This window comes from Mesorhizobium sp. CNPSo 4671, from assembly GCF_057784245.1.
This window is the reverse complement of the sequence record NZ_JBWLUW010000039.1, coordinates 1-10,003: the sequence shown is the minus strand read 5'-3', so window position 1 is coordinate 10,003 and position 10,003 is coordinate 1. Positions and strand designations below refer to the sequence as shown.

At 62.5% G+C, this 10,003-nt stretch carries 8 protein-coding genes; 5 read left to right on the top strand and 3 right to left on the bottom strand.

Going from position 1 to position 10,003, the window contains the following annotated elements; genetic code table 11:
• Positions 1 to 54: 54 nt before the first annotated feature.
• From AC04SF_RS36970 to mgrA, 3 genes are all read left to right on the top strand, one after another.
• Entirely contained in the window at positions 55 to 801 is a 747-nt protein-coding gene (locus AC04SF_RS36970) for a sugar phosphate isomerase/epimerase family protein (RefSeq protein WP_488481822.1), read from the top strand.
• A gap of 11 nt (positions 802 to 812) precedes the next feature.
• Positions 813 to 1,970 carry a Gfo/Idh/MocA family protein gene (locus tag AC04SF_RS36965; RefSeq protein ID WP_488481821.1) on the top strand — a complete coding sequence of 386 codons (1,158 nt, stop codon included), beginning with the start codon at positions 813 to 815 and terminating at the stop codon, positions 1,968 to 1,970.
• Positions 1,971 to 2,119: 149 nt separating this feature from the next.
• Positions 2,120 to 3,166, top strand: a complete 1,047-nt coding sequence (gene mgrA, locus AC04SF_RS36960; protein ID WP_096450306.1) for an L-glyceraldehyde 3-phosphate reductase — start codon at positions 2,120 to 2,122, stop codon at positions 3,164 to 3,166.
• Positions 3,167 to 3,277: 111 nt separating this feature from the next.
• Here the strand turns inward: mgrA and AC04SF_RS36955 are convergent, their stop codons facing one another.
• On the bottom strand, positions 3,278 to 3,784 hold the full coding sequence (locus AC04SF_RS36955; protein WP_488481820.1) for a GNAT family N-acetyltransferase: 507 nt from the start codon (positions 3,782 to 3,784) through the stop codon (positions 3,278 to 3,280).
• A gap of 26 nt (positions 3,785 to 3,810) precedes the next feature.
• On the bottom strand, positions 3,811 to 4,908 hold the full coding sequence (locus tag AC04SF_RS36950) for a S1 family serine peptidase (protein WP_488481819.1): 1,098 nt from the start codon (positions 4,906 to 4,908) through the stop codon (positions 3,811 to 3,813).
• Positions 4,909 to 5,308: 400 nt separating this feature from the next.
• Here AC04SF_RS36950 and AC04SF_RS36945 point away from each other — a divergent pair, with 400 nt between their 5' ends.
• Together AC04SF_RS36945 and AC04SF_RS36940 are read left to right on the top strand one after the other, a co-directional pair.
• A complete protein-coding gene (locus tag AC04SF_RS36945; protein ID WP_488481818.1) occupies positions 5,309 to 6,397 on the top strand; it encodes a trypsin-like serine peptidase in 1,089 nt (362 codons plus the stop codon).
• Between the two features lie 150 nt (positions 6,398 to 6,547).
• On the top strand, positions 6,548 to 8,374 hold the full coding sequence (locus tag AC04SF_RS36940) for an MORN repeat-containing protein (RefSeq protein ID WP_488481817.1): 1,827 nt from the start codon (positions 6,548 to 6,550) through the stop codon (positions 8,372 to 8,374).
• On the opposite strand, the gene amrB is transcribed toward AC04SF_RS36940, so the two are convergent.
• The coding region (amrB, locus tag AC04SF_RS36935) for an AmmeMemoRadiSam system protein B (RefSeq protein ID WP_488481816.1) at positions 8,375 to 10,003 on the bottom strand (1,629 nt) is incomplete at its 5' end.

Genomic DNA, 10,003 nt, shown 5'->3' with positions numbered 1-10,003 from the left:
CCCCCAGGATCCATCCCCCAAGAGATCCACCCACAAGCAGAACGGACAAAGACGATGAACTGGTCATTCCAACTTTACAGCGCCCGCAACTTCCAGCCCTGGGAAGGCGTGCTCGCCACACTCGGCAAGCTCGGCTACACGCAAGTCGAAGGCTTCGGTGGCGTCTATGAGAATCCCAAAGCCTTCCGCGGCGAACTCGACAAGAACGGCCTTTCCATGCCGACCGGGCATTTCTCCATCGATGCGCTGGAAAAGGATTTCGACGGCGTGCGCGGAACAGCCGAAGCGCTCGGCATCAAGCTTCTGATCTGCCCCTATCTGATGGCCGAGGACAGGCCGTCCGACGCCGCCGGCTGGCGCGGCTTCGGCGAACGCCTGGCCAAGGTTGGCGAGGTCGCCTCGAAGGCCGGCTACGGCTTTGCCTGGCACAACCACGATTTCGAGTTCAAGGCACTCGCCGACGGTTCGGTGCCGCAGGATCACATCCTGTCTGCCGCCCCCGCTATCGGTTGGGAGATGGACCTCGCCTGGGTGGTGCGCGGTGGCGCCGATCCGCTGCCCTGGATCGAAAAGCATGGCAAGCGCATCGTCGCCGTGCATGTGAAGGACATCGCCAGGCCGGGCGAAGGACTGGATGAGGATGGCTGGTCGGATGTCGGCCACGGCACGATCGACTGGGCCGGCCTGATCAAACTGTTGCGGGCCAAGAGCGCGGCAAAGTACTTTGTCATGGAACAGGACAATCCCAACGACATCGAGCGCTTCGCCCGCCGCTCGCTCGCATCCGTCAAGGCTTACTAGGAACAATCATCATGGCAAAGAAGTTGGGTACTGGGAAACTGGGTATTGGCGTCATCGGCTGCGGCAACATCTCGAAAGCGTATTTCTCGCTGGCGCCGCTGTTTCGCGGCATCGAGATGCGCGCCTGCGCCGACATCAACATGGACGCGGCCAGGGCGCGGGCGAAGGAATTCAAGCTGCGCGCCGAGACTGTCGACGACCTGCTCAAGGCCAACGACATCGACATTATCGTCAACCTGACGATACCGGCGGTGCATTACGAGGTGTCGAAACGGGTGCTCGACGCCGGCAAGCACGTCTATTCGGAAAAGCCGTTCGTGCTGTCACTCAAGGAGGGCCAGGACCTCAAGGCGCGGGCCGAGAAGAAGGGGCTGCGCATCGGTTCGGCGCCCGACACCTTCCTCGGCGGCGCGCACCAACTGGTGCGTGAGCTGATCGACGAGGGCAAGCTCGGCAAGATCACCAGCGGCACCTGCCATGTCATGGGCCACGGCATGGAGCACTGGCACCCCAATCCGGATTTCTTCTTCCAGCCGGGCGCCGGGCCGGTGCTCGATATCGGGCCGTACTACATCACCAATCTGATCCAGCTGATCGGGCCGGTGAAGCAGGTGGCGGCTTTCGCGACAACCCCTGCCAAGGAGCGGACGATTTCATCGAAACCGCGCGCGGGCGAAAAAATCCCGGTCAACACGCCGACCACCATCCATGGGTTGCTGGAGTTCGAGAACGGCGCCGTGGTGACGCTCAACACCAGCTGGGATGTCTGGGCTCACGGCCACGCACCGATGGAACTCTATGGCGAGGCGGGCACGGTGTTCGTGCCGGATCCGAATTTCTTCGGCGGCGATGTGCGCTTCACCGAAGAGGGCAAGCCGGTCAAGAAACTGCCGAAATGGAAGCATCCGCTTGGCGTGCCGAATGAGATGCACGGCCAGGGCATGATGGCCAATTACCGCACATCAGGCCTCGCCGACATGGCGCTGGCGATCGTCGAGGGGCGGCCGCACCGCTGTTCGATGGAACTGGCGCTGCATGCCGTCGATGTCATGACCGGCATCCTGCGCTCCGGCGAGACAGGAAAATTCGTCGCCATGCAGACCACGTGCGAGCGGCCGGCCGCGCTTGGCGTCAAGGCGGCCAAGGAACTGCTGGCCGAGAAAAAGTAGGCCTGTTCGTCAGTAGATTTGGCGATTATCGATAATTTTCAAAATCTCCCTCTCCCCGTTTCGCCGGGGAGGGGGTAAGGAGAGGGCGAGCATCGATTCAATCGTTCCTTCCGGCGATCCCCGCGCCGCCTCATCCCCAAGGATTTCCCATGCCCTACATCGCCGCCGAAAACCGCTACGAAAAAATGATCTACAACCGTTGCGGACGGTCCGGCCTCAAACTGCCGGCGATCTCGCTTGGGCTGTGGCACAATTTCGGCAATGACACGCCGCACAAGACCAAGCAGGCGATCGCCCGCAAGGCCTTCGATCTCGGTATCACCCATTTCGACCTCGCCAACAATTACGGGCCGCCGCCCGGCTCGGCCGAGACCGCTTTCGGCGAAATCCTGCGCACCGATTTTGCCGGATATCGCGATGAGCTGATCATCTCGACCAAGGCTGGCTACGAGATGTGGGCGGGGCCCTATGGCGAATGGGGCGGGCGCAAATACATGCTGGCCAGTCTCGATCAGAGCCTGAAGCGGATGGGGCTCGACTATGTCGACATCTTCTACTCGCACCGCTTCGATCCCGACACCCCGCTGGAAGAAACGATGGGCGCGCTCGACCATGCGGTGCGCTCGGGCAAGGCGCTCTATGCCGGCATCTCGTCCTACAATTCGCAGCGCACCCGCGAGGCCGCCGATATATTGAAGCAGCTCGGCACGCCCTGCGTCATCCACCAGCCGAGCTATTCGATGCTCAACCGCTGGGTCGAGGAGGACGGTCTGCTCGATACGCTGGAAGGGCTCGGCGTCGGCTCGATCGTGTTCTCGCCGCTGGCGCAAGGCATGCTGACCGACAAATATCTCGGCGGCATCCCCGAAGGCAGCCGCGCCTCGCAGGGCAAGTCGCTGAAGTCGGCCTTCATCAACGAGCGCACCATCACCAACATCAAGGCGCTCAACGCCATTGCCGGCAAGCGTGGGCAGACGCTGGCGCAGATGGCGCTGGCCTGGGTGCTGCGCAAGGGCAAGGTGACGTCGGCGCTGATCGGCGCCAGCCGGCCGGAGCAGGTCGAGGACTGCGTCGGTGCACTGAAGGTGCTCGACTTCAGCGATGCCGAATTGGCCGAGATCGACAGCTACGCGCGCGAATCCGACATCAATCTGTGGGCGGCCTCCGCCGAGCGCAAAGGCCCGCCGAGGAAATAGGGTTGTCCGACAAGCCGGCAACAAACGGTGAGGGTCTCCCTCGCCGTTTGTTGTCAGATGGCGCGAGGGAGTGGAGCGTACCCACTCGGTCGTGGCCGGACGTTTATTTCGTCAGATGGCCCGCTCCATGAGGATGCAGGGCAACATTGGCCCGGGGCCGATGCGCAGTTCGATCCGCCTCACCGCCCTGAAGCCCAAGGCGACATAGAAACCTTCCGCGTTGAGGCTGGCCTGGCATTCGAAACGGCGCACGCCGAACGACCGGGCATCTTCCTCGCAACGCCGGTACAGTTCTCGTCCTATCCCTCGACGCAACCACTCGGGATGTGTGGCGAAATGCCTGATATGCGCGAGTTCTGGCGTCACCTCGCAGCCTCCTGGCAGTTCCCGGGACCAACCGCCGCAGCCGACGGCAAGGTCATCGTCATCCACCGCGATATAGTAGGTGCCGGAAGAAAGCAGTGCCGGGTTCGCGCGCGTGATCAGAGGCAGCGCGGCTTCGAGAGTGGCCTGATCGTAGGCCGTGCGCATCGAGCCGGGGTAGGAAGCGAGCAGCAACTCGCTTACCCCGGCTTCGTCCTGCGGTGTGGCGCGCCTGACGGTGAAGGCGGCAGACACACGCTTTTCCCGGGATCGCGCCGGCGTCAGGGCGTTTTGGGCTTCTGGGCGGTGCCAAGCCCGGCCTTCGGCTTTTCCGGCGCCGGAGCAGGGGTCTTCATCTTCGCCTCGATCCAGCCGCCGTAATTGGCCAGCCGCGTGTAGATGCCATAGGCGTCCTTGTGGCCGCAGGCAGCGCTGCCGTCGGCCGGACCTTCGCCCCAGCTGACGACGCCGACCTGGACCGGGCCGCCGGCGCCGGTGATGAACAGCGGACCGCCGCTGTCGCCATTGCAGGCATCACGCACGCCGCTGGTGGTGCCGGCGCAGATCATGTTGCTGGTCAGCGGGTCGGTCATGTCGGCGGCGATCGCGTTGGCGGCGGCATCGATGCCCTTTTCCGAATAGCGCATCCTGTGGGACAGATCGCCAAGCGCTGCCTTCAGATCATGCGCATAGATGGCCTTGATGCCGCTGTTGCAGGCGCTGTTCGGCTGCAGATCGAGGTCGGCGACCATCAGCGTCGTCGGGAACGTCCCGTCCTGCATCTTGCCCCAGCCGGTGACGGTGGTCTTGCCGGTGTCGGGGGTCGCCTCATGGGTAAGCTTGATGGTCGGCGCATCGGCCGTATCCGCAAGCCGGAGCAGGCCAAGGTCGTTGTCGAGCGTCTGCTCGCTGTAACCCTCGTTGACGATGACCTGCACCACCTTGTGGCGCTTGCCTTCGCTGAGGTCGGTGGCGCCGGTCAGCACGGTGACAGAGTCCGGCGAGATCGGCTTGCCCTTGTCGTTGAGGCAGTGCGCCGCCGTCAGCACCCATTGCGGCGCGATCAGGCTGCCGCCGCAGAATTGTGCATTGGCCTGCGAGGCCGGGTTCTCGTCCAGCCTGGCGGTGGTGAGCAGCGCGACCTGGAAAGGATAGGCGCCCTTTTCGGCCTGGTTGCCGCCATAGACCCGGTCGGCGCCATCAGGGTTCTCCGCCGCTGCCTTGGCCCTGGCCTCGGTCACCCGCTGCATCGGCGAGACCGCCGCTTCTGGCCGAGCGGTGCTTTCATCCGCCAGGCCTGTGTTGATTGAAGTAACGGCAGCGGCAATGCCAAGCAGCGATGCGGCAACGATTGGCCCGAACCGATTTTTGATGTGCACCTGAACCTCCTGAGACAATTCTCCCGCGCAGATCAACGCCGGGCATTTGTGCAAGGAAGCGCTGCCGGTTCGGCGATCCGCACGCGTGCCGTGTCGAAACGGCGCGCGATCGGTCACAAAACCGAATCCCACTTTTGCTAACCGTGCCCGCGAGCAGAACCCGCACAAAACCCTATAGCCCCCCACGGGCTACGTGGAAGCGATTTGTCATTGCCAATCTTGGATTATTTTAGGCAGTATGTCGCGATAGGGTCTTTTGGCGGGGGCTTAGATTGACCGTGGCAAACAACGATCCGGTACGTGCGCCGATAGCCTTAACCATTTTTTCGGTACGACCACGATCTCGACAATATTTCTGTATTTTGATCCAGTCCTTGCTGACTTTTGGGAGAGTCTCACCATGACAAAACTGACAAACGCACTTATTGCGTCTGCATTGCTTTCCACTGCAATGTGGACGGTCCCGGTCTTCGCCGCCGACCCTGGTTCCGCCAGTGCCGGTAGTGGCGAAAGCATGCGGGACGTTACTTCAGGCGACTTCAAGGCCGGTCGGGCAAAACCGATCACGACACCGAAGCTTACCGACGAAGACAATCGCGCCGCGCCGCTCACCGACGAGAAGACGGCTGTCAAATCCTATGGCATCGTGGGGCGGTCCGCCGATGGCAAGGAGATCAAGATCGAGCCGAGCGAAGCGCTGCGCGAGCTCATCATCAAGGAACTGAACGCTCCGGCCAATGGAGCTGAAGGTGGACCGCGCAAGACCGAGGATCCCGGGCTCGGCGAAGGCGAGGCCGGCCGCCAGGTTTTCGGCAGCGACGATCGGGAGCAGGTCAAGAATACCAAGACCTATCCGTTCTCGGCAATCGGCTATCTCGAAGCCAAGTCGAAGACCGGCTACGGCAGCTGCTCGGCAACCCTGATCGGCCCGCGCACCGTGCTCACCGCGGCGCACTGCCTCTACAGCCATGAGGACAAGGACTGGTTGTCCGACTATCTGTTCGTGCCGGGCCTCAACGGCAGCACTGCCGATGACGCACCGTTCGGCGCCTTCACCTATGAAAGCGCCTATGTGTTGCAGGGGTTCATCGACAACTATCAGGGCTATTATGGTTCGGTCATCCCGTGGGATCTCGGCATCGTCACGCTGAAGCAGGATGTCGGCACCAACCTTGGCTGGCTGGGCTATGCCAACTATGACGATCTCGGCGACTTCACCGCCAATCTCGTCGGCTACCCCGGCGATAAGCCGATGGGCACGATGTGGAAGGCAAGCTGCGAAGTGCATGCCGAAAACATCGCTCCGGAATATTTCCAGTATGACTGCGATACGTTCCCGGGGTCGAGCGGCAGCTCGGTCTATGCCTACGACAACAACTCCAAGCAGCGCATCATCACCGGCGTCAACGTGGCGGAAAGCCCCGAGGCGAACACCGCCGTGCGCCTGAATGCCGCAAACGTGCAGTGGATCAACAGCCTGTATAAATAACGCTCGTACAAGCAGTTACAAAAAAGGCGGCGGAGCAATCCCGCCGCCTTTTTTCGTGCCGATCCTTCCGCACGGCTTCCCTTGCACGAGGCCCGTGCCCCGACTACGCTTGGCTTGCCAAGGGGGCGAGGCATCCAAGGGGCTCAAGGGATGGCGCGGGCAAGGGTAGTGTTCGGGGTCGCGGCCGCATCGATGCTGGCCACGTTGATGCTTTCGACGGCTTTCGCCGATCCCGCTCCCGTCGGCGGCGCCTGGGCGGAGCGCGTGCAGATCCTCTATCAGGCCGACACACGCTCCGTGCTGCGCAGGACCGTGCGTGTCTGGGATTTCCATCCCGAGAAGAACCTCGACTTCGTCTGGGAGCCGGCACCGGGGCAGTCGCCCGACAAGACGATCGCGCAGGACGGCACCGTCAACGGCAAGGGCAGGCTGGTGTGGAGGGTGCGTGGCTCGGCGAGCTATGACCCGAAGACCGTCTATTCCAGCTATTTCGGCGATGTCAGGAATGGCCGGCCAGATGGGCAAGGCCGGCTCGAGCTGCGCTCTGGGGAAGTGTTCGATGGCCATTGGTTAGCCGGAGAACTCAACGGCAAGGGCATGCATATCGATGCCGACGGCAATCGCTATGAAGGCCAATTCGTTGACGGCATCCCGAATGGCCAGGGCCGGTTGCTGTCGAATACAGGCGAGATCTTCACCGGCTCCTTTGTCGGCGGGCTGAAGAACGGCAAGGGCCAGACCCGGCTTGCCGGCGGCACGGTCTATGAATCGCAATGGGTGATGGGCAAGGAGGTCGGCGGTTCGCGTCCCGACGTCCTGGCCGATGCCAGGGTCGGCGGCCTGCTCAAGGTGCAGGCCGGCGGCGGCGATGCCGACAAGGTCGAGATCGGCGTCATTGTCGACCAGCGCATGACCCAGCAGGCCGACATGAAATACCAGCATCTGGTGCGCGACGAGGACGTGGCGATCTATCCGGAGGAGAACCTCTACAATGACGCCTGGAACGGCACCGGATCGGTCAACACCACCAATGTCTATGACGGTCCGGATTGGGAAAACACGCCGGCCTTTGCCGAGGTCGACCTGAAGACGACGGACGAGTCCAGGGTCAAGCTCGAAAGTCTGGAAATGAAGGTCGCTGCCAGCGACGCCTACCGTAAACCGATGCTGTCGATCTCGGAGCATTTTGGCTGCATCGGCTTCCGGCCGGATTTCTCTGTTCTCAACAATGGCTGGGGCGACGCCAAGGACATGAAGATGTCGATCCAGTTCACCACGGTGGATGAGGAAGGCAATCCGACCGGCCAGCCAAGCCGCATGTTCACCAAGGACATCGGCGGTTTCGGCGATGGCGTCGACGTGTCGATCAAGAGCGTGCTCGACGAGGCCGGCGTCGATACTGCGAGCCTAGAAACGGGGCGTTTTCCCTGTCCGTCGGTCGACAGTCTCAACGTCTGCCGCAGCCAGCTCACCAACAAGATCAAGTTCGGTGAGGTCGGCGACTATCTTGGCAATTTCAATCAGGCGATGACGCTGAATGCGATCGGCAAGTTAGACTATTCCTGGGCCGACGATCAGGGCAATGTCTACCTGCAGAGCGAACCGTTCCGCGCCCAGATGACCATGGCGGTCTTCGAGACGCCTGAATCGATGGCCGAATGCGGCGATGGCGGTGGCGGCAACCCCGAAGCCATGCGCTACCAGAACATCGAATTCCCGATCGGCAAACACGACTACACGATCGCCATGCCGGTGCGCGGCAACAAGAATGTCAGCGCCTACACGGCGCGGCTGAAAATGTGGTCGGCGATGTCGTCGATCCACAGTTTCAGCATCGCCGCGCATTTTGCCGACGGCAGCGTGCGCGAGAGCAAGCCGGTGACCTTCTTCTATTTCCGGCCGAAGCAGTCGCTGTTCGAGACCAAGACCGAGCCTGCGGCGTGCTATCTGCCGCGGCAGATGATCGGCTGCGGCTAGTTACTTCCGGCCCATCTCGAAATAGTTGGGCAGCGGGATGAGCCTGACGAAGATCGTGCCCTGGGCGAAGACGCGCAGTTCCAGCATCGATCCGGACGAGCGCTGGGCGCTCTGGTCGAACAGGAAATTGCCGAGCGAATAGACCTCCGCCACATCGCCGCCGGCAAGCGGGACGATCGCCTCGCTCGACACATGCGGATGGCCACCGACAATGGCCGAGACACCGCGCAGCCGCATCTCGTCGGCAAGCATGTCTTCGCGCGCGGATGGTTCGGTCTTGTACTCGCGGCCCCAATGGACGAAGGCGACCACCGGCCGCTCGGCATTTTCGTGCAGCAGCCGGTCGAGCAAGGCAGGAGTCAACAGGTCGGTGTTCTTCGAGCCATTGGTGTCGATGTCGGTCAGACCGACAAGGTCGAGATCGTTCAGCGCCAGCGTCTCGCCCTGACCGAAATGCGGGATGCCAGCCTCGTCCAGCGCGCGCAGCGTTTCGGCATAGCCTGATGGACCGAGATCATAGGCGTGGTTGTTGGCGAGGCTGACGCCGGCGACATGCAGCCGCTTCAGCATGCTGGCCGCGAGATCTTCCGGCATGGCCAGCGTCATGTCGTCGATCGCTTCCGGCACGTTGGGCAGGATGACGCCCTCGAGATTGACGATCAGCGGTCGCGACCCGGTCAGCGCCAGGATGCCGTCGACGATCTTGTCGGCAACGCCGTCGCGGACCAAAATCTTCTTCATGGCACGGCCGAAATTCACGTCGCCGGCGAGATAGTAGATCCTGTCCTTTGGCCGCGCCGGGTTGTTGAAGCCGGGGCCGAAGGCGCCGAACAGCGCCACGACATAGCTGGTGGTGCGCTCGACGTAGTCGGACGTGTGTTCCTGCGAACTCTCATTGGCGACGACCAGCGGCTGGGCGCCGAACAATTCACGCTGCAGCCTGGTCTGGATGTAGAGCGCGCCGACGGAATCTGCATGGTCGGGCTGGCGCAGGGCCGCGATGCCGTCGAGCGAGCTTGCGGCCAGCATGTTCAGCGTCTGCTGGTCGAAGCGCCTGGAATCATGCTGCGGCAGATAGTGCGAGAAATCGGTGGATTCGACGATCAGCGTGTCCCTGTCGACGATGGCTTTGAGCGCCTCGGCCAGCCTGTCCCAGTCGCCGCGCTTCGCCTTCACCGACATCGCCACCGGCACGATCTTCGCCTCGGGGAAATAATGATGCAGGAACGGCAGCATGGCGCGCACGCCATGTTCCTTGTCGAACAGGCAGGAGTTTTCGACCATGTCGCCATGTGTTTCCAGAAGGCGCACCGCATCGCTGTCGCCGGCCACCGGGCCAAGCACGGTGTCGAAGCCGCGCGTCGTGGTGGCGTAGAGCTTGTGCGTCTTGTGGAAATGGTCCGGCGACAGGATGACGATGCGCTTGTAACGGAAGCCGGAGGCTGCCCGGAAGCCGAGTGCCACGAGGTCGGCGGCCAGCAGATGATGTGGCACGGTGATGCCGGTCAGCCGCTGGTTGGATGGCGGGACACTGGCGGCATTGGCGATGGCGTTCTTGAACAAAGTCGCGTCGTCGTAGAGGGGCGGGAAGTTTTCGGTGCCGGGCGGGCAGACGACAGGGGCGGCGAG